Consider the following 19,065-nt stretch of genomic DNA (forward strand, 5'->3'; position numbering starts at 1 on the left):
ATTGTCGGCTCCCTGGGGATGATCGGCTTCTACCGGTTACCGCTGGATTACCTCGATACTTTCAACGATAAAGTCGATGCCGTCAGCTGGCAGCAGATAAAAGAGGCCTATCAGCGCCGCATTGACCCTGACAAAATGGTGACTATTATTGTTGGCGGCGAGGCGTAGGCCCTACGCTCCTTATCACACCAAAAAACCTCTGAATAAGAAATTCATTGCTTATTCAGAGCCTTCACCACCCAAAAACCTTGCAGCAATCCACCAACAGGTAGAGCACTCCATGCACAAAATTGAATTAAAAATTCTCGACCCCCGTATTGGCAATGAATTCCCCCTGCCCAACTACGCTACCGAAGGCTCTGCGGGAATGGATTTACGCGCCATTCTTGACCAACCTTTACCGATCAAACCGGGGGAGACCCACCTATTGCCTACCGGCATCGCCATTCACATCAGCGACCCCAGCTTGGCCGCAATACTTTTACCACGCTCCGGGCTGGGCCATAAACACGGCATTGTACTGGGTAACCTGGTCGGTCTAATCGATTCCGACTATCAGGGCCAATTAATGGTCTCTTGCTGGAATCGTGGCGATAAAACATTTGTTGTTGAACCGGGAGAGCGTATCGCACAAATGGTCATTGTACCGGTCATACAGCCCGAGTTTCACATTGTCGAGGCGTTTGAAGAGAGCCTGCGAGGCACCGGAGGATTTGGCTCAACCGGCAAGCAGTGAACAACCACAGACAAGCACCACTAGCGCAGCAAACCAATCCTTGTATAATGGGCGAATAACAATAAAACTCCTGGTCATTAATGAACCAAGAAAACCTAACCACTCCACCGCCCGCCTCAATTTTTAAGACCTATGATATTCGTGGCATTGTCGGCCAGGAGCTGACGGCTGACAACATCCGCTTGATCGGTCGCGCCCTTGGTAGTGAGGCACGTGCCCGTGGTGAGTCACACCTCTATTGTGGCCGTGATGGTCGCCTCTCCAGCTACAAATTCCACTTGGCTTTAATCGACGGTTTGCTCTCCAGCGGATGTGATGTTACTGACGTAGGTTGCGTGCCTACACCGGTCACCGGATTTGCAGCACTCGCTCTGGGCGAAGGCAATATGGCAATGATTACCGCAAGCCATAACCCGCCCAATTATAACGGCGTTAAAATGATGCTGAACGCCGAGTCACTGACAGCCGAAGAGATTCAGGCACTCTACCAGCGTATTCTACGACAGGCCTTTTATACCGGTAGCGGGCAGTGCACACCGCGAGATGTACTGCCCGAATATTTTGCTGCCATTATGAGTCGCATCCAACTCAATCGGCCACTGCGGGTGGTGGTAGATTGTGGCAATGGTGTCGCCGCAAAAACCGCCCCAAAGCTGCTGAAGCAGCTCGGCTGCCAGGTCATTGAACTTTTTTGTGATATTGATGGCCGCTTTCCACACCACCATCCCAACCCCAGCGACCCTAAAAACCTCACCAGCTTAATAGCTGCCGTCATTGAAAATGAAGCCGACGTGGGCTTCGCATTTGATGGTGATGGCGACCGCCTCGGTGTCATTGCACCCAATGGCCGCATCATCTGGGCAGATCTACAAATGATTCTCTATGCCGAAGAGGTGCTCTCCCGCCGCCCCAATGCCACCATTGTCTTTGATGTTAAGTGCACCCGTCATCTCGCTCAGCGTATCGACATTGCGGGAGGGCACCCCATTCTCTGGCTGTCAGGCTACACTCTGATAAAAGCCAAGATGAAAGCGAGCCGCGCACCACTGGCGGGGGAGATGAGCGGGCATATTTTCTTTAATGACGACTGGTATGGTATAGATGATGGTTGCTTTAGCGCCGCACGACTGCTGGCGATCATTTCCCAGCACTCCGCTGGAGTACAATCGCTGTTTGATACGCTGCCAGAGCTCTGTATAACACCAGAGCTATCACTCGGCATGCCCGAGGAGGATGCGCGCACCCTTATTGAGCGCCTCATAAAGGCGAGCAATTTTAAGGGTGCCGCGCAGATTACCATTGATGGCTTACGGGTTGAATTTATTGATGGTTGGGGGCTTGCGCGTGTTTCAAACACCACTCCCAGTCTGGTTTTCCGCTTTGAAGGGGATAATGAAGCGGCCTTAAAGCGGATTAAAACACTGTTTCATGATTTAATATTGTCACAAGACCCCAGCCTTGTTTTGCCCTTTTAACCCCTAAAAACGGATTGACTAATGTCTTTAACGCCCATCGCCGCCATGAATACCGCCAAGGTTCTCACCGAGGCACTCCCTTATATTCAACGCTTTGCGGGTAAAACCATCGTTATAAAATACGGTGGTAACGCCATGACTGAAGAGCACCTCAAGGCCAGCTTTGCCCGTGACATCGTGCTCATGAAAACCGTTGGCATGAACCCCATTGTAGTGCATGGCGGAGGACCGCAAATTGGCAAACTGCTCACACGTATCGGTAAAGAGAGTGAGTTCGTGCAGGGTATGCGGGTGACCGACAAAGAGACGATGGATGTAGTCGAGATGGTTCTGGGTGGCTTGGTTAATAAAGAGATTGTCAGTCTTATTAATCAGCACGGAGGTAAAGCGGTTGGTTTAACCGGCAAAGATGGCAACATGATCCATGCCAAAAAACTTACCTTCACCAAAGATGCACCAGAGATGGATGTGCCGGAAATTATTGATATAGGCCATGTAGGCGAAGTGGAGAATATCGACACCGAGGTATTGGATATGCTGGCCCATGGCGATTTCATCCCCGTAGTGGCCCCTATTGGCGTTGGCAGCGATGGCCAATCATATAACATTAATGCTGATCTGGTTGCTGGCAAGCTGGCAGAGACACTGAAAGCAGAAAAACTAATCCTTCTCACTAACATTGCCGGCCTGCTCGACAAAGAGGAGAAGCTGCTCACCGGCCTCACCTCGCAGCGAGTTGATGAGCTGATAAAAGATGGCACCATTTATGGTGGCATGTTACCTAAAATTGGCTGCGCGCTGGATGCGGTTAAAAAGGGTGTCAATACGGCTCATATTATTGATGGCCGAGTACAACACGCCGTACTACTTGAGGTCTTTACCGACGAAGGTGTCGGCACCTTGATTAAAAACCGTTAATAGAAAACAACTGGAAAAAGAATGAGTAACGGCACACGTAAACAGCAAATTCTCGAAGCCCTCGCACAACAGCTGGAAAACAATCTGGGCGCACGCATCACCACCGCTGCATTAGCAAAAGAGGTGGGGGTCTCCGAAGCGGCTCTCTATCGCCACTTTCCCAGCAAAGCTAAAATATTTGAAGGACTTATCGAGTTTGCTGAAGAGGCAATTTTTTCACGACTCAGCCGCATTCTTGAAGAGATTCAGAACCCGGTTCTACGTTGTGAAAAAATAATCACTGTGCTATTGGCCTTCTCGGCACGCAACCCCGGAATCACCCGCATTTTAATTGGTGATGCCATTATTGGCGAGAATGAACGACTCCACAAGCGCACTAACCAGTTCTTTGAGCGCCTTGAGACGCAGTTAAAACAGGTATTGCGCGAGGGCGAACTGAGCGGCGAGCTGCCCGGGGGCCGAGGCCTCCCCTCCACCGCAAACCTGTTAGTTTCCCTTGCCGAAGGCCGCATGCACCAATTTGTCCGCTCCCGCTTTCAGCGCCTACCTACCGAGCAGTGGAATAATCAGTGGCCGATGCTGGTCAAAGGCCTGTTTGAGTAATCAGCCGTGCTCTAAGCTAAGCCCCTAAAACCCACACAGAAGTGATATGCACATGGATTATTTGGATCAACTAATCCTCTTTATCATCTCACTTATTGCCAACATTTTTTCTGCCTTTGCCGGTGGCGGTGCAGGACTACTACAATTTCCCGCGCTCATCTTTCTTGGTCTCCCCTTCGGAGTCGCCCTCGCCACCCATAAAGTTGCCAGCGTTGCACTCGGGCTGGGAGCCACCCTCCGCAACCTGCGGGAAGAGCCGCTAGAGCGTAAACTGGCACTCTGCATACTGGCCAGCGGCCTGCCCGGCGTTGTGCTGGGTGCCAATATCATCCTGACCATACCCAGCCGCCATGCCGAAGTTGCTCTCGGTTTGCTCACCATCGGTCTCGGGGTCTATTCATTTTTCAAAACAGAGTTGGGACAACAGAACCAACCCCGGCACCGCGACACAATGGGCTACCTGACTGGCGGCGGCGTACTCTTTTTTATTGGCATTTTAAATGGCTCACTCACCTCTGGAACCGGGCTTTTTGTCACACTGTGGCTAATACGCTGGTATGGACTTGATTATCGTCGTGCTATTGCTTACACACTCATTCTAGTGGGACTATTCTGGAATGGCAGTGGTGCCATCGCTCTGGGGATTTTGGGCGAAATTGCCTGGAATTGGCTGCCTGCACTATTAATCGGCTCTTTTCTCGGAGGGTATATTGGCGCGCATTTGGCAATCATCAAGGGCAATAAATTGATCAAACGGGTGTTTGAGTGGATCACCATTCTGGTTGGCATTAAATTATTGGCGGGCTAAATCACCTTGATTATAAGAAGACAGCGTCCATACTTCCATGCAACGCAACAAATATTGACTCCAAAGGAAACAGATCAATGGCAAGAAAACGAGACCGCCGCACCCAACACTCACTACGCACTCCACAACAATCAGCCGTCGAAATCACAACACAACAGCGCCATCACATGATCGAAGAGGCCGCCTATTTCCAGGCACTGAGCCGTGGTTTTACCAAAGCAAACCCGGAGGAAGACTGGTTTTTTGCTGAAGCGCGGGTTGATGCCATGCTAAGCAACAAAAAACTACACTAATGAGTATTGGCTATACGACGAGCGCTACTATCAGCACCAACTTGCTTGATTATAAGGGCGGTGTATCACCTCATGTACATTGCTCTCTAATATCTTATAGCCGATATTTCCATACAACTTTTGACGCCCTTCGTTAAGGATAAAAGTAGGACTCCCCTCAATCTTGTTCTGCTCACACAGCTCCTTGTCGCGGCAGAGATCAGCCATCGCTTCACCATTATTCAACAGCGCTGCTATCTGCTCACACTCAAAACCCAACGGCTCGGCCAAACGATACAACAGCTGCCAATCCGCAATATCCTCTCCATCACGGAAAAAAGCAATACGGCAACGCCAGATAAACTCCTCTACTGCATTGCGCCCAAAATAGTCACTACAACAATGCGCACTCACCACCCCCTGCTTAACCAGGCATTGCAGCGCTTTAATGAACAAGTGTGTCTGTACAGAGCTCACTGGTTGAACCTTTAGCCATACCGCTGGATCAATATCCACATGAAGAAAATCTGCACAGACATTCAGGGTGTGCTTATTCATAAACTCAAAGCCACCCTTCTCCTTCATCCCCTCAGCAATCCGCTGCCGTGTAGAACCAAACACGGGCATAAAGTAGTAATGAATATCAATCACATCACCAAAGTGATGCCTCAACTCATCTAGGCGAATTTGCGCGACATAAGCCCAAACACAGAGCACATCACTATAATAATCAATTTTTACCCGCTGTTCATTTTGCTCCACGTTACGCTCCATATTTTTCACGATAAGCACTAATGGCTGCAAGCTGGCGCACCATACCTGGCTTTTCCGCTAGATATTCAACAATATCCGCCATACTGACAATATTCACCACGTTGATATGATGTTGAGCCTCAATTTCTTGAATCGCTGAAGTAGCACCCGTGCCTCGCTCTTGTCGATCCATGGCAATTGCTACCCCGGCCAGTGCGGCATTGGCACCCTCAATAATCTTTACAGATTCACGCACCGATGTCCCCGCTGAAATCACATCATCAACCACCAGCACCTTACCCGCCAATGGCGCGCCCACAATGCTGCCACCTTCTCCGTGACCTTTCGCTTCTTTACGGTTAAAGGCATAAGGGGTATCTTTCCCATGTTTTTCAGCCAGCGCAATACTCATCGCCGCGACTAATGGAATACCCTTGTAGGCAGGCCCAAACAGCATGTCATACTCAACACCTGATGCCTCTATGGATTCAGCATAGTATTGCCCCAAGCGAGCTAAACTTGCGCCACTATTAAATAGGCCACTATTGAAAAAGTAGGGGCTGACACGCCCAGACTTAAGCGTGAATTCGCCAAAACGTAAAACATCGATAGCGATTGCGAAATCAATAAATTCCCGCTGATAATCTTGCATGATAGAGCCTATGTTAATGATAACTTCCCACCATTCTACTGCCTTTAGCACCAAGCTGCCACGCTACAACCCCCCTAATCCCCAGATAGAAACCTCTAAACCGCAGAAAGCCTTGGCTGCATAGTGGTTAGCAACGAAACCCACCATCACCCAATGGGGGGGGGGCAGCTCAAGGCTTATGATGATTCTACCCTACAAACTTGACACTACAAACGGCTTACTCACATCCCGTGCCGGCTGATTAGCCACGGCCCAGTTAAGGGACTCTCTCAATCTCGCCGAGCGTATTGACCATCACTTTCCGCTGCCCAAAAGCACTCGCGGATATAAACCGTCTGAATTCATCAAGGCACTCATTTTAATGCAGCATGAAGGTTGTTTTCATCTGGACGATATTCACCACCCTGAGGCCATGGGCGTTGTTGGAGTCAAGGATTTTCTCGACCATTTAGAACCAAGGGAGCAGGTATAATATTTACTCTTTATTGGATTTATCCTACACAACAGCAGGACTGGGAAGCCGTTATAAACAACAAAAGATGCCTCGGCATCTTTTGTTGTTATACGGTTCTAGCGATTTGGCTTACAGCTTGGCAAAGGCTCGCTCTGCGGCATCCAGTGTGGCTTGAATATCTTCATTGCTGTGAGCGGATGAGACGAAGCCCGTTTCGTAGGCTGAAGGGGCCATGTAGATACCTTCATTGAGCATTGCGTGGTAGAACTTTTGGAAGCGTTCGATGTTGCACTCTGTTACCTGCTGGAAGAGTGTCACTTGTGGCTCTTCAGAGAAGAAGAAGCCAAACATGCCGCCCACTTGATTCGTGGCCAGTGGAATGCCCGCCGCTTTGGCTCGCACTTTTAAGCCATCCATCAACATCGCTGCTTTTTGTGACAGGTTGTCATGGAATCCATCCTGCATCAATATGCCCATGGAGGCGAGACCGGCGGCCATGGATACTGGATTGCCCGAGAGTGTTCCCGCTTGGTATACCGGCCCCAGCGGGGCAATCTGCTCCATCACTTCTCGTTTACCACCAAATGCGCCAACCGGCAGGCCACCACCGATCACTTTACCCAAGGTGGTAAGGTCTGGTTTCACACCATAGTGCTCTTGTGCGCCACCCAAGGCAACCCGGAAACCGGTCATCACTTCGTCGAAAATCAATACTGTGCCGTACTCGTCACACACTTCTCGCAGCCCTTCCAGGAAGCCTGCAACAGGTGGGATGCAGTTCATATTGCCCGCCACCGGCTCGACAATAATACAGGCGATCTGCTCGCCGATTTCGGCAAAGGCTTTTTTAACGGAGTCGATATCGTTGTAGGTGAGGGTAATCGTATGCTCTGCCAGTGCCGCCGGTACGCCAGGTGAGGTCGGCACGCCAAGCGTCAAGGCTCCCGAACCCGCCTTAACCAGTAGTGAGTCGGAGTGCCCATGATAGCAGCCTTCAAACTTAACGATTTTATCGCGACCTGTGTAGCCACGGGCTAGGCGAATCGCACTCATGGTCGCCTCCGTTCCCGATGAGACCATGCGCACCATTTCACAGGAGGGGACTAAGTCACACACCCGGTCAGCCATAGTGGTTTCAATCTGGGTGGGCGCACCAAAGCCGAGACCATTCACCACAATCTCTTGTACCGCTTTGATCACCTTGGGGTGGGCATGGCCTACAATCATCGGCCCCCATGACCCTACGTAGTCGATATATTGTTTATCATCGGCATCAATAACATAGGCTCCGTCACCTTTTTTGAAAAAAATAGGTTCACCTCCGACACCTTTGAAGGCGCGAACCGGGGAGTTAACCCCACCAGGAATATGCTTTTTAGCCGCCTGAAACAAGTTGTGTGATTGTGTCATTACTTTATCCTTCTCTCTCGTTATTCTGAAAAAAGCTGTTTATAGTTTTGTGCGGTGGCTTGAATATCCGGGGAGGAGAATACCCCGTGAACAACCGCTAGCATATCAACACCAGCCGCTACCAGTGAGCCACCATTTTGCGGGGTGATGCCACCAATAGCGACGATTGGCAGATAAATTTTTTGTTTGGCCTGTACCAGAAATTCTCGCGCAACAGAGGGTGCCTGTGGCTTGGTCTGAGAGTTAAAAAAACGCCCAAAAGCGACGTAGTTTGCGCCCTCTTGCTGCGCCTGCTCAGCCAAATTTAGCTGATTGTAACAGGAGAGGCCAATGATCGCTTGCTCACCCAACAGCGCTCGTGCCGCTTGCAGGGAGCCATCACCGCGCCCTAAGTGTACGCCATCAGCACCCACCTCTGCCGCTAGGGAGAGGTCGTCATTTATCAGTAGTGGTACATGCCGTTCACGGCAGAGCTGCAATAACATTTTTGATTGGCGTAGGCGCTTTTGCTGGTCGTTTGATTTATCCCGATATTGCACCAAACAAGCGCCACCATCAATAGCCGCTGCAACCCCATGCAGCAACTGCTGGTCATCGCTTAGTAGTGCGCTATCGGTGATGACATACAGCCCCTGCAGGCGGCTACTCGGTTGCTGTCGGCTCATCATCCTCTCCACGCGCCCAGAAGAAGCGATTTGGCATATGTTGTCCCATGCCGAGTCGGTGACCATTCTTCAGTGATTGCCAGGCGAAATCCTGGGCATCATGAATCGCGGTAAATGGCTCCACACCATGGGCCAGCATACCGGCAATTGCTGAGGCGAGCGTGCAGCCCGAACCATGATAACTTTCGGCCAAGCGCCCCCAGCTGAACTTTTCCATCAAACGGCTGTTGCCATAGAGCCTGTTCACCACCTCGGGGGTTGTTTCGTGTGCTCCGGTCAGTAGTACATATTCACACCCCATATCTAGCAGCTCATGGGCACAGGCATCCAGTGTGTCGGCCTCATGGGCAAGGCGACGTGCTTCGAGGCTATTGGGGGTTAATACGGTGGTCAGTGGAAACAGCAGTTCGATCATCGCCTCAATGAGTTCATCATCCGCCATTTGTGTGCCGCCACCTGCGCGCAAAATGGGGTCGAGCACCACCGGAATGCCGGGGTAGTCCATCAGGATAGAGTGAATGGCAACCACCGCATCTTCACTGCCGAGCATACCAATTTTGAAGCAGCTCACCGGCATATCTTCCAATACAGCGCGTGCCTGCTCTATCAGCAGATCCATCTCCACGGCATCGAAGCGAACCATATTAACCGAGTCTTGAACGGTCAATGCGGTGATCACCGGAGCACAGTGGCAACCCATGCTGGCTAGGGTTTCAATATCGGCGACGATACCGGCACCCCCGGTTGGATCATTGCCGGCAAAGGACATCACAATGGGTACGGCTGACATCTCTTCCATCTCTACATTCCCGGCTTTACAACAACTAGAATCACTATGGCCACCAGTAACAACACGGGGGCCTCATTAAACCAACGGTAGAACTTGTGGCTATGGGTGTTTTTATCGGCGGCAAACACCTTCACGTAGTGGCCACAGATAAAGTGATACACCACCAACAGCAGGCATAAAAAGAGTTTTGCATGTAACCACCACGTGTCTGCATAAGCAGCCCATGCGTAATCCCATAACATCCAGCCGCCTAAAAGAAGGGTCAGTATCATCCACGGCGTTACAAAGTAGTAGAGTTTACGCTCCATTATCTTGAAATTTGCGTGACTCCCCGGGTCATCACTCATGGCGTGATAGACAAATATTCGCGGTAGATAGAAGAGCCCGGCAAACCAGGAGGTCATGACGATAATATGTAACGCTTTTTCCCACATAGCATGTTCCCCCTGCTGAAGGGCACCTCTAATAATAAATTGGCGCAACTATAGCATAAAAACATCCGGATTCTTTTGCCCTAATCCCCTGATAGAAATGTACCCTTTAACAGCACAGCGCAATCAGGTTAGACTCAGCGCATGGAATTAATGAATGGAAACAATGTGCTGTGGGGGCTGTTTATCAGCGCACTGCTCTCTTCGACACTGCTGCCGGGTGGCTCCGAAATACTGCTCGGTTATCTGGTCAGTCAAGGTGAACATAACCGTTGGTTGCTACTCGGTATCGCCACTGCGGGGAATACACTGGGGGCCATTATCACACTGGTGATGGGTATTTTGCTGGCAATGGGACTCCTCAAAAATCGCCCGCTGACACCCCGACAACAAAAAACTGTTAGCCAATTACAACGCTGGGGAAGCCCGCTGCTGTTGCTCTCGTGGCTACCTGTGGTGGGTGATATTTTGTGTTTGATGGCAGGCGTGTTGCGGCTGCCCGTTTTGATGGCAATCCTCTTCATCACTATCGGCAAGGGGTTGCGCTACTACGGAATTATTCTGATTAGCGGATAATGAATGAGGCAGGTACGCGACTCAAGCCACCTTTTAACACACTGGACGTAAAACCACTCTGCTTCAAAAGGAAGGCGGCGGCAGAGCTGCGGCGACCCGTGCTGCAATAACAGATATAATGCTTCGACTGATCAAAATCATCTACCTTTTGCCGCAGCTCAAACAGGGGGCTATTCACCGCCTGCGGTAGATGCCCTTGTTTAAATTCGGCTGCAACCCGCACATCGAGAAAAACACCCTGATCACCCAGCATCGCCAATGCTTGGTCGAGCGCTATCCAGTCCACCATCGGCTCGCGTAACAGCGCAATAAAGTCTTTTTTATCAAGGCGGCGCAATCTGCCATCCGTTAGCATGGTGACCGATGCATTACGGGGGTTATCCGAAATCAACGCCTCTTCACCGAAGGTTGCCCCGGCCCCCAGCGTCGCTAGCTCGACCTCTGCACCCCCTGGTTCCATCTGGCGTGCCACCTTTACTTCGCCTTGATCCAGTAACCAATAGTAGTCCCCAAGGTCACCCTGGCGGATAATCACATCACCCATTTTAGTCTCGATATGCTGCAAACGCCTGAACAGCTCTTCAATATTAGCTGGGGGCAGGTTTTCAAAGGTAGCTGATTGCGTCATTTGTGCCGTAGCGCTTCCACCGGCACTGGGCGCTTCACGCTCACCATTTTCATCGGTGACGGCCATTTGATCCCACGCCAGTATGCGGTCAAACTCTTCAATATCGATACGAATGATTTCTGTGCTGCACTCGGTGGTGGCACTCATTTGGCGTGGGTGGTGGTTGGCAACAGGGTTCCAGGACTCTGGCATACCCGCCCGGATAAAGCGCGGTTGAGCGCCGCGATTGGAGTGTAGGCGAATCTCCCCATCAATCACAAAGATCATTTTTTGATCCTCATCCCCCTCACTAAAGAGGGTGCTACCTGCGGGCAAAGTCTCAACCGGAGTACGGCTGGCTAACTCTTTAACTCGCCCATAGGAGAGTGAGGCGATAGGCTCCAGCCCCTGCAGTGTTTCCAGATCGATAAAAGTTGGCAGATCATTCATGGTTTATTGTATTCGTCTGTTTATTTGGCCGTTAATCTGAGCAGCCCATGATTGGCGTATCACGTTGGTATCTGCACCGAGGGCGAATAGCACTCTGATATTGCGAACCATATCGGCAGAATAACCCTACACATTAACCCGTGTAAAGAGCACCAGTGGCTATGCTACACTAGCCAGCCTAATGACTACTTTACCTATAGCAGGCAGCTGCTCTCACTATTAAATGACCAAAACAAACCAGCGTATCCGGGAAATCCCCTACAACTACACCTCATTTTCTGACCGGGAAATTGTCATTCGTTTCCTGGGTGAAGAGATGTGGGACACCCTTAACATATTGCGTGGCGAGCGCCGTACCGGCCGTTCTGCTCGTATGCTGTTCGAAGTATTGGGTGACATGTGGGTAATCAAGCGCAACCCGTTCATTCAGGACGACCTGCTGGCGAATCAAAAACGCGCCAACTCGCTCACCCACGCACTTCACCATCGACTCGATCAAATTGCTGAACGTGCAGAGAGCAACCCGCAAGCGCTGAAATTGATCAGCAGTGCGCGGGGGGCGATCAAAACGTTTGAGGAGTGGCTCAACAACCAGAGTGCGCTGAGAAAAAAGGCGGCACGCAAACTACACAAGCAGACCCGCAAAGATAATGTGCAGTTTGATGGTTTGGCCCGTGTTAGCCATGTGACCGATGCCACCGACTGGCGCGTCGAGTTCCCCTTTGTAGTGCTCACTCCCGACACAGAGGAGGAGGTTGCCCCACTGGTGAAGGCGTGCATCGAGCTGGGCCTCACCATTATTCCACGTGGAGGCGGTACCGGTTATACCGGTGCGGCGGTTCCTCTGTACGAAGATACTGCCATCATCAATACCGAGAAGTTATTGCAGCTTGATGAGGTCAAGATGCTCGACATTCCCGGCGTTGACAATCCAGTGCCGACTATTCGTACCGGCGCCGGTATCGTCACTCGCCGAGTATCTGAACGCGCCGAGGCCCACGGCTTCACGTTTGCCGTCGACCCCACCTCGCAGGATGCCTCCTGCATCGGTGGCAATATCGCCATGAATGCCGGTGGGAAAAAAGCAGTACTGTGGGGCACCACCGTCGATAATTTGGTCTCATGGCGCATGGTAACCCCCGATGCAAAATGGCTTGAAGTCGAGCGGCTCAACCATAATCTGGGGAAAATTCACGACAACGCATTTGCTGAATTCCGTATTACTCACTATGAAGCCGATGGCAAGCGGCGCTGTGGTGAACCACAAATAATTAAAATATTCGCCGATGAATTTCGCTTGCGAGGTCTTGGCAAAGATGTGACCAACAAATTCCTCGGCGGACTACCGGGCGTACAAAAAGAGGGTTGTGATGGCCTGATCACCTCAGCGGTCTTTCTGGTACATAAGATGCCAGCCCATATCCGCACTGTCTGTCTGGAGTTTTTTGGCTCTGATCTATCCAAAGCAGTCCCCGCCATTGTCGAAAGCAAAGACTTCATCGATGGCCAACAGAACCTGGTCCTGGCGGGCATGGAGCATCTGGATGAGCGCTATGTACGTGCTGTAAAATACTCAACCAAAGCCCCCCGGGCTGAACTACCCAAAATGGTACTGCTGATCGATCTGGCCAGTGATGATGAAAACAGCGTCGCTGCCGCCGCATCCGCCATCGTGCGAATGGCCAACCAGCGTGAGGGTGAGGGATTTATCGCCACTAGCCGCGAAGCTCGGCAGCGCTTCTGGCTAGACCGTGCGCGCACGGCAGCCATCGCCGCCCATACCAACGCCTTTAAAATCAACGAAGATGTGGTGATCCCACTCGATCGGCTTAACGAATATAGTGAGGGCATCGAGCGCATCAATATTGTGCAATCCACCCAAAACAAACTCGCCATGGTGGATGCGGCGCTGAGCTATCTTGAACTTGATTTCGCCAAGGTTATGCTACCTGCCGGTTATGAGCACAGTGATGAAAATGATGCCATTCTGGAGGGCAAAAAAGGGGCGGCGCGAGACCATTTACAAACCACCCAGTCCAACTGGAACCAGCTACTGGAAAATATTGACCAACCCGCCGCCGAATTCACTTCGCTGCTGGATGACAAGGTGCAACAGGCGCTACAGAGCGGCGATACGCTGTTCAACTTGCTACAGCGCCGTGTGCTACGCATCTCATACCGGGATACCGTCGAACGACCACTCAAAGAGATATTTTCTGGCCGCGAACTAAGCCCGATTCGTCAACGCCTAGACACGCTTCATGCCGAACACCGCAAGCGCCGCCTGTTTGTCGCCACACACATGCACGCCGGGGATGGCAATGTCCACACCAACATCCCGGTACACTCGGATGACTACCTGATGCTGCACGAGGCAGATAAAATTGTTGAACAGGTGATGGCGCTGGCCACTCGCCTAGGAGGCGTTATCTCCGGTGAGCATGGCATTGGCATTACCAAGCTGCAATTCCTCGCACCCAAAGCGATCGAAGAGTTTGCCGTCTACAAAAATCGGGTAGACCCTAACCATCACTTTAACCGCGGCAAACTGATGGCAGGCGGTGGCCTTGAGAATGCCTATACACCCTCATTACAACTGGTAAAACAGGAAGCGTTAATCCTCGAGTCAACCGCACTGGATCAGCTCAACGATGCGATCAAAGATTGCCTGCGCTGTGGAAAATGCAAACCAGTCTGCACCACCCATGTACCCCAGGCCAACTTGCTCTACTCACCCCGGGATAAGATCCTCGCCACGGGCTTAACCATTGAAGCCATTCTCTATGAAGAGCAGACCCGCCGTGGTATTTCGGTGCGTCATTTTGACGAAATGAACAATATCGCCGATCACTGCACCATCTGCCATCGCTGCGCCACACCCTGCCCGGTCAATATCGATTTTGGCGATGTCACCATCACCATGCGCACCATTCTCAAAGACCAGCAACAACGTAAAAGCAGCCTCATCACTCAAGCCTCCATGGCATTTCTCAACATCAAAGACCCGACCACCATCAAGGTGATGCGTAAAGGGCTGCTGGCATGGGGTTTTAAGGCACAGCGCTTCGCCTACAAACTGGCCAAACCACTGCTTAAAGGCGAGGTAAAAAAACGCCCTGCCGGCACCACCCATAAGGCACCCATTCAGGCTCAGGTCATCAACTTCATAAAAAAACCGATGCCTGCCAAATTGCCGATGCAAACCACCCGCGCCATGCTGGCACTAGAGGATGAAAATACCATTCCGATCCTCCGCGACCCTGCCAAGGTCAACAGTGAGAGTGATGCCGTATTCTATTTTCCCGGCTGTGGCTCCGAGCGGTTATTCAGCCAAGTGGGGCTTGCAACCCTGGCGATGCTCTATGATGTTGGAGCGCAAACCGTGCTGCCTCCCGGCTACCTCTGCTGTGGCTACCCACAAACAGCGGCGGGTGATGCTGCCAAGGGTAAAGAGATCTCCATGGAAAATCGCATCCTGTTCCATCGAATCGCTAACACCCTTAACTACATGGATATCAAAACCGTCATCGTCTCCTGCGGAACCTGCATGGACCAACTGCTTAAATACCAGTTTGAGCAGATATTCCCCGATTGCCGCCTACTGGATATTCACGAGTATCTCATGGAAAAGGGGGTCAGCCTAGAGGGCGTTGAAGGGGTGCAATATCTCTACCACGAACCCTGCCACACCCCCATGAAAAGCTACAATGGCACTCAGGTGGCTGCCAAATTAATGGGGCAAGACGTTGCACTATCTGATCGTTGCTGCGGCCAGGCCGGAACCTTTGCGGTATCCAACCCCGATATCGCCAATCAGGTGCGCTTTCGCAAGCAACAACAGCTGGAGCAAGAGATCAAGCAGCTCACGGGCAGCCCAAAAGCCAACGCTGGCAATGTGAAAATGCTCACCTCCTGCCCCGCCTGCCAGCAAGGGCTGATGGCCTTCAGTGATGATGCGGGCATGGAGACTGATTACATCGTTGTCGAACTGGCGAACAGAGCACTGGGAGATGAGTGGCAACAGCACTTTGTCGACAACATTAAACAGGGCGGAATCGAGCGGGTTCTGCTCTAATTTTACGGGGTTTTGATGAGCAACACTTTTTCATTTGAAGCAACGGAAGACAACTTTGAAGAGAGCGTTTTTCAAGCGTCGCATCACCAACCTGTGGTGGTTATTTTTTGGGCTAACTGGTGTGGCCCCTGCAAAATATTGAAACCCGCTCTGTATGCGGTTGCAGAAGAATATCAGGGGCGTTTTTTACTGGCTACCGTAGAGACCGAACAGCAGAGGCAGCTCTGCAAGCAATTTACCCTGCAAAGCGTCCCCTCAGTACTGCTGCTCAAGAACAGTGAAGAGGTGGGTCGTTTCACAGGTGCCCAATCTAAAGAGTTCATCTCAGCTTTTATCGAAGAGCAACTACCGCACCCACTCGATAATATATTAGAGCAGGCGCAACAAGCTTATCAAAGCGGCCACCTGCACCAGGCACACCCTTTAATTCAGCAGATAGCGAATCAAAGCAACCTGCCTAGCCGCATCGCCACAGCGGCATTAACACTCACCATAGACCATGGCGACTACGCACTAGCGCAAACCATTATTTCAAAACAGCCGCCCACCCTGCAAAAGTTCAAGCCCTTCTCAGCTGAAGTCGTGCGCCTCAGTTTTCACCAACAGCTGGATGAAACCCAATCAATTGACGTGCTGATACAGCAGCTCAATGCCAACCCCAATGACCTTGACGCGCGCCACCAGCTTGCCTGCCAACAAGCCCTGCGGGGAGATTTTGAAAAAGCGCTGCAAAGCCTGCTTGAAATTCTTAAAATTGAATACAGCTACCGCGAGCAGCTAGCACATAAAAACATGCTGAAAATATTTGATATGCTGGGTAACAGCGGCAAGCTGGTATCTAAATACCGCATACAGATGAGAAAACAGCGCGGCTAATCGAGCACATCAACCCTCTTATATTGCCTGGTCAGTTGAGCTGTCAGTACCCATGGCAAGGCACGTTTCGCAGGGAATGGTTATTCCCTTCACAAGAAACGCAACACCGCCATGGGCACCTCATCCTGAGTTAAAACAACCAGTAACTTTTGCTTTTTTTTAGCCCTGAAGAGTCAGTCCGTTTACTGTAATGCCGAAGTCGAATAGCCTCACGAATGCTATTAATAAATGGTGATGTTCGTGGTAAATCATCCATGAATAAAAATCCTTTGCATGTATAAATAAACAGTAGTTTTTTCCATTTGAAAATGTCAAGCTGGGAGGTATATTTCGAAATGATGTATTTCTACAATAAGGCTGCTATGCTGAAATGTATAAATAGACATAAAAAGCCATTACAGATAAGATAACTTAGCGTAATAAAAGGATTTTCATGAACAGTACACTGCTGAAATATCAAGAAAACCAAATCGAAAGAGATACCCACGGCGGGAAATATATCAAATTGAAATACCATAATATGTCAATTTTCGGTCTACTAAGCTGTTAGCCCAATAGATAGCAGAACATCAAGATGAACCATGATTACTGCAGTTAATTTTATCGATAGCATCAGCAATAAAAACTTATGATACTGGATAAGGATTCCACTCAGACAGGTAAAAATGAGGGAGAGGCATGACTCCTGCTTGTCCGAAAATCTACCACATTGTGCATGTAGACCGGTTGCCATCGATTATTCAGAACAGCGAGCTGTGGTGTGACGCCGAAATGGTGAGGCATTCAGGACTCGGGACAACTATCGGGATGAGCGCCATCAAATCAAGGCGTCTCAACGAGCTGACATTAACTAGCCACCCGGGGTTATACGTAGGGGCCTGTGTGCCCTTCTACTTCTGCCCCCGCTCGATCATGCTCTATCTGATCTATCAGGCTAATCACCCGGAGCTTTCGTATCGTGGTGGCCAAGGGCCAATCGTACACATGGAGTTAGATCTTCACGCGGCTGTCGAGTGGGCTGAAACCAACAGTCGCCGCTGGGCATTCACACTTTCAAACGCAGGCTCTCGTTTTTTTGAAGACCGTTGCGACTTGGCACAATTGAGTGAAATTGATTGGGCTGCGGTACAGGCCAGGAATTGGCAAGCTTGCAAGGACGGTAAACAGGCCGAGTTTCTTGCCGAGGGCAGTTTTCCTTGGGAGTTGGTTGAGCGCGTCGGCGTTTTGAACCAAACAACATACACACAGGCAGCACATGCGCTGGCCGCCGGTAACCACAAGCCGCAGTTAGAGATTCAGACGGCGTGGTATTACTGATGAGGAAGCAAATATGATTGAATACAAGACAGGTAATATTCTCACCGAAGATGCCGAAGCCATCATCAATACCGTCAACTGTGTGGGTGTGATGGGTCGAGGTATTGCGCTCCAGTTTAAGAAGGCCTTCCCAGAGAACTTCAAGGCCTATGCTGCTGCCTGCAAGCGTGAGGAGGTGCGACCGGGTCGTATGTTTATTTATGACATGGGTGGGCTGACTAATCCGCGCTATATCATCAATTTCCCTACTAAGCGCCACTGGCGCGGCAAGAGCCGCATGGAAGATATTGAAGCGGGTCTTAAGGCACTGGTTGTAGAAATTAGGGAACGGAGTATCCAGTCCATTGCGATTCCTCCGTTGGGTAGCGGTTTAGGTGGACTGGAGTGGACTGAGGTTCGTCAATGTATTGAGCAATCACTTTCTGATATGGATGATATGCGCATTATTGTTTTTGAACCGAAGGGGGCACCTGCCGCTGACAAGATGGTTCGTAACCGGGAAGTGCCAAGGATGACGCCAGGTCGGGCAGCTCTTGTAGAGTTGATACACCGTTATCTCGGTGGGCTGCTTGACCCCTTTGTGACGTTACTTGAAGTGCATAAACTGATGTACTTCATGCAAGAGGCTGGAGAGCCGCTTCGGCTTAAATACCAGAAAGCATCTTATGGGCCCTATGCGGAGAACCTGCGCCATGTGCTGAATGCGATCGAAGGGCATATGGTTTCCGGTTATGCCGATGGTGGTGATGCACCCGATAAGCCGCTCCAGCTTGTTCCAGGAGCCATAGATGATGCTGTTGTCTTTCTTGACAAGCACGTTGAGACCAGAGAACGATTTGATCAGGTCACAAAATTAGTGGAGGGGTTTGAGTCTCCATTCGGACTTGAGTTGTTAGCTACGGTTCACTGGATTATAAAGCAAGAGGGTGTTAGTTCAATGGAAGATATAGTTGAACAAATCTATGCATGGAACGAACGAAAGCGGCAATTTACCCGCCGTCAAATTGCGCTGGCTGTGGATGTGCTTTCACAAAAAAGGTGGGTGGATGAAGGGCTAATCGGCGGGTAGCCGAGGGTCTCTAACCCTCAGCCCCCACAACACCCTGCATGCGGCTCAGCACAGGGCGTTTCCCAAAGATGTTTTAAAGATAAGAAGATAAGGGGTCAAGAATAAGGGGTCAAGTACAATATTGACTG

Annotated in this window: 18 protein-coding genes; 11 read left to right on the top strand and 7 right to left on the bottom strand. The window is 50.7% G+C overall.

Annotation, left to right across the window (positions count from 1 at the left end; translation table 11 throughout):
- Window positions 1-280: 280 nt before the first annotated feature.
- The 6 genes from dut (at window position 281) to L3J94_09985 (ending at window position 4,833) form a co-directional block, all read left to right on the top strand.
- On the top strand, window positions 281-736 hold the full coding sequence (gene dut, locus L3J94_09960; GenBank protein ID MCF6219056.1) for a dUTP diphosphatase: 456 nt from the start codon (window positions 281-283) through the stop codon (window positions 734-736).
- A gap of 80 nt (window positions 737-816) precedes the next feature.
- Complete coding sequence (locus L3J94_09965) at window positions 817-2,211, top strand: phosphomannomutase/phosphoglucomutase (protein ID MCF6219057.1); 1,395 nt, start codon at window positions 817-819, stop codon at window positions 2,209-2,211.
- A 21-nt stretch (window positions 2,212-2,232) separates the two neighbouring features.
- Window positions 2,233-3,129, top strand: a complete 897-nt coding sequence (gene argB / locus L3J94_09970) for an acetylglutamate kinase (GenBank protein MCF6219058.1) — start codon at window positions 2,233-2,235, stop codon at window positions 3,127-3,129.
- A gap of 21 nt (window positions 3,130-3,150) precedes the next feature.
- Window positions 3,151-3,732, top strand: a complete 582-nt coding sequence (slmA, locus tag L3J94_09975) for a nucleoid occlusion factor SlmA (protein MCF6219059.1) — start codon at window positions 3,151-3,153, stop codon at window positions 3,730-3,732.
- A 52-nt stretch (window positions 3,733-3,784) separates the two neighbouring features.
- A complete protein-coding gene (locus L3J94_09980; protein ID MCF6219060.1) occupies window positions 3,785-4,540 on the top strand; it encodes a sulfite exporter TauE/SafE family protein in 756 nt (251 codons plus the stop codon).
- 77 nt (window positions 4,541-4,617) lie between these two features.
- Window positions 4,618-4,833, top strand: a complete 216-nt coding sequence (locus L3J94_09985; protein ID MCF6219061.1) for a DUF2934 domain-containing protein — start codon at window positions 4,618-4,620, stop codon at window positions 4,831-4,833.
- A gap of 30 nt (window positions 4,834-4,863) precedes the next feature.
- Here the strand turns inward: L3J94_09985 and L3J94_09990 are convergent, their stop codons facing one another.
- From L3J94_09990 to hemJ, 6 genes are all read right to left on the bottom strand, one after another.
- On the bottom strand, window positions 4,864-5,574 hold the full coding sequence (locus L3J94_09990) for a DsbA family protein (GenBank protein ID MCF6219062.1): 711 nt from the start codon (window positions 5,572-5,574) through the stop codon (window positions 4,864-4,866).
- Between the two features lies 1 nt (window position 5,575).
- Window positions 5,576-6,217 carry an orotate phosphoribosyltransferase gene (gene pyrE, locus L3J94_09995; protein MCF6219063.1) on the bottom strand — a complete coding sequence of 214 codons (642 nt, stop codon included), beginning with the start codon at window positions 6,215-6,217 and terminating at the stop codon, window positions 5,576-5,578.
- Between the two features lie 583 nt (window positions 6,218-6,800).
- Window positions 6,801-8,081: a glutamate-1-semialdehyde 2,1-aminomutase gene (gene hemL / locus L3J94_10000; protein MCF6219064.1), complete on the bottom strand. Its 1,281-nt coding sequence runs from the start codon at window positions 8,079-8,081 to the stop codon at window positions 6,801-6,803.
- Between the two features lie 20 nt (window positions 8,082-8,101).
- Window positions 8,102-8,746, bottom strand: coding sequence for a thiamine phosphate synthase (gene thiE, locus L3J94_10005; protein ID MCF6219065.1), 645 nt, complete (start codon window positions 8,744-8,746; stop codon window positions 8,102-8,104).
- On the bottom strand, window positions 8,724-9,545 hold the full coding sequence (locus tag L3J94_10010; GenBank protein ID MCF6219066.1) for a hydroxymethylpyrimidine/phosphomethylpyrimidine kinase: 822 nt from the start codon (window positions 9,543-9,545) through the stop codon (window positions 8,724-8,726). Before L3J94_10010 ends, thiE begins: the two co-directional genes overlap by 23 nt.
- A gap of 2 nt (window positions 9,546-9,547) precedes the next feature.
- Entirely contained in the window at window positions 9,548-9,970 is a 423-nt protein-coding gene (hemJ, locus tag L3J94_10015) for a protoporphyrinogen oxidase HemJ (protein MCF6219067.1), read from the bottom strand.
- Between the two features lie 150 nt (window positions 9,971-10,120).
- Here hemJ and L3J94_10020 point away from each other — a divergent pair, with 150 nt between their 5' ends.
- Window positions 10,121-10,543 carry a DedA family protein gene (locus L3J94_10020; GenBank protein MCF6219068.1) on the top strand — a complete coding sequence of 141 codons (423 nt, stop codon included), beginning with the start codon at window positions 10,121-10,123 and terminating at the stop codon, window positions 10,541-10,543.
- Here L3J94_10020 and L3J94_10025 read toward each other — a convergent pair.
- Window positions 10,533-11,600: a cyclic nucleotide-binding domain-containing protein gene (locus L3J94_10025; GenBank protein MCF6219069.1), complete on the bottom strand. Its 1,068-nt coding sequence runs from the start codon at window positions 11,598-11,600 to the stop codon at window positions 10,533-10,535. The genes L3J94_10020 and L3J94_10025 overlap by 11 nt on opposite strands.
- A gap of 223 nt (window positions 11,601-11,823) precedes the next feature.
- Between L3J94_10025 and L3J94_10030 the strand changes: the two genes are divergently transcribed.
- The 4 genes from L3J94_10030 (at window position 11,824) to L3J94_10045 (ending at window position 18,937) form a co-directional block, all read left to right on the top strand.
- The gene (locus tag L3J94_10030) at window positions 11,824-15,675 is read left to right on the top strand and encodes a DUF3683 domain-containing protein (protein MCF6219070.1); all 3,852 of its coding nucleotides are present in this window, start codon (window positions 11,824-11,826) and stop codon (window positions 15,673-15,675) included.
- A gap of 15 nt (window positions 15,676-15,690) precedes the next feature.
- Entirely contained in the window at window positions 15,691-16,551 is an 861-nt protein-coding gene (locus tag L3J94_10035) for a tetratricopeptide repeat protein (protein ID MCF6219071.1), read from the top strand.
- A 678-nt stretch (window positions 16,552-17,229) separates the two neighbouring features.
- Complete coding sequence (locus L3J94_10040; protein MCF6219072.1) at window positions 17,230-17,868, top strand: DUF4433 domain-containing protein; 639 nt, start codon at window positions 17,230-17,232, stop codon at window positions 17,866-17,868.
- A 13-nt stretch (window positions 17,869-17,881) separates the two neighbouring features.
- Window positions 17,882-18,937, top strand: a complete 1,056-nt coding sequence (locus tag L3J94_10045) for a macro domain-containing protein (GenBank protein MCF6219073.1) — start codon at window positions 17,882-17,884, stop codon at window positions 18,935-18,937.
- Window positions 18,938-19,065 lie beyond the last annotated feature (128 nt).

Source organism: Gammaproteobacteria bacterium (genome assembly GCA_021647245.1).
Taxonomy (GTDB): domain Bacteria; phylum Pseudomonadota; class Gammaproteobacteria; order RBG-16-57-12; family RBG-16-57-12; genus JAFLJP01.

Excerpts from the sequence above, each read along its gene's own strand:
- dut (MCF6219056.1), top strand. The coding sequence starts at position 281 with ATGCACAAAATTGAATTAAAAATTCTCGACCCCCGTATTGGCAATGAA.
- L3J94_09965 (MCF6219057.1), top strand. The coding sequence starts at position 817 with ATGAACCAAGAAAACCTAACCACTCCACCGCCCGCCTCAATTTTTAAG.
- argB (MCF6219058.1), top strand. The coding sequence starts at position 2,233 with ATGTCTTTAACGCCCATCGCCGCCATGAATACCGCCAAGGTTCTCACC.
- slmA (MCF6219059.1), top strand. The coding sequence starts at position 3,151 with ATGAGTAACGGCACACGTAAACAGCAAATTCTCGAAGCCCTCGCACAA.
- L3J94_09980 (MCF6219060.1), top strand. The coding sequence starts at position 3,785 with ATGGATTATTTGGATCAACTAATCCTCTTTATCATCTCACTTATTGCC.
- L3J94_09985 (MCF6219061.1), top strand. The coding sequence starts at position 4,618 with ATGGCAAGAAAACGAGACCGCCGCACCCAACACTCACTACGCACTCCA.
- pyrE (MCF6219063.1), bottom strand. The coding sequence starts at position 6,217 with ATGCAAGATTATCAGCGGGAATTTATTGATTTCGCAATCGCTATCGAT.
- hemL (MCF6219064.1), bottom strand. The coding sequence starts at position 8,081 with ATGACACAATCACACAACTTGTTTCAGGCGGCTAAAAAGCATATTCCT.
- thiE (MCF6219065.1), bottom strand. The coding sequence starts at position 8,746 with ATGAGCCGACAGCAACCGAGTAGCCGCCTGCAGGGGCTGTATGTCATC.
- L3J94_10010 (MCF6219066.1), bottom strand. The coding sequence starts at position 9,545 with ATGGAAGAGATGTCAGCCGTACCCATTGTGATGTCCTTTGCCGGCAAT.
- hemJ (MCF6219067.1), bottom strand. The coding sequence starts at position 9,970 with ATGTGGGAAAAAGCGTTACATATTATCGTCATGACCTCCTGGTTTGCC.
- L3J94_10020 (MCF6219068.1), top strand. The coding sequence starts at position 10,121 with ATGAATGGAAACAATGTGCTGTGGGGGCTGTTTATCAGCGCACTGCTC.
- L3J94_10025 (MCF6219069.1), bottom strand. The coding sequence starts at position 11,600 with ATGAATGATCTGCCAACTTTTATCGATCTGGAAACACTGCAGGGGCTG.
- L3J94_10030 (MCF6219070.1), top strand. The coding sequence starts at position 11,824 with ATGACCAAAACAAACCAGCGTATCCGGGAAATCCCCTACAACTACACC.
- L3J94_10035 (MCF6219071.1), top strand. The coding sequence starts at position 15,691 with ATGAGCAACACTTTTTCATTTGAAGCAACGGAAGACAACTTTGAAGAG.
- L3J94_10040 (MCF6219072.1), top strand. The coding sequence starts at position 17,230 with ATGACTCCTGCTTGTCCGAAAATCTACCACATTGTGCATGTAGACCGG.
- L3J94_10045 (MCF6219073.1), top strand. The coding sequence starts at position 17,882 with ATGATTGAATACAAGACAGGTAATATTCTCACCGAAGATGCCGAAGCC.